Raw genomic sequence first — 532 nt, 5'->3', positions numbered from 1 at the left:
AAACCGTTGTTGTGTGTCGGTTTTAAAGCGCAGGTATTCGATGATATCGGCTTCACGGTCACAAACCGAAATCACCTTCTGCATCTGTGGTCCCAAGCGAGTCGCCATCGCTGCTGAAGCCCGTTGCCATTTGTAACTTTCTTTCTGTTCATAATCACGTTTGGCACGTTGTTTTTTCTGGCCATAGGCTTCGCGGTCGCGTGCCCAGCGATGCTGCTCAATCAGTCCAACGACCTGCTGCGCCTTGGGTGCAAACAATAAAACCGTGTGCGCTTCCAGCCCGCTGGAATGTTTGTGGGACGTGGTATGTCCAAGTTCTTCCACGACACTTGGGTGGGTGAACTCCAACGACGTGGTGTCTTCCAGCGCCAGTAGGCAGTCAAATGGTTCGCAGGCTTGCACTGTGGCAGCAAAACCTGCCTCAGCAATCGCTGCCGGACTGATATGCTCGTTACGGACAAAGCGATAAGCGGCTTCAATGTCTGCACTGGATGAAAGAGATTGCACGATAGATTGTCCTGTATGAGCTGCA

The 532-nt window shown here is 52.1% G+C and carries 1 protein-coding gene; it reads right to left on the bottom strand.

Translation table 11 applies throughout. From position 1 onward, the window contains the following. On the bottom strand, positions 1-532 hold a 532-nt coding region (locus L5M28_RS24275), incomplete at both ends, for an IS4 family transposase (RefSeq protein ID WP_263204551.1).

This window comes from Shewanella sp. SW32 (assembly GCF_025653365.1).
Taxonomy (GTDB): domain Bacteria; phylum Pseudomonadota; class Gammaproteobacteria; order Enterobacterales; family Shewanellaceae; genus Shewanella; species Shewanella oncorhynchi.
This window is presented reverse-complemented; position numbering and strand designations above follow the sequence as displayed.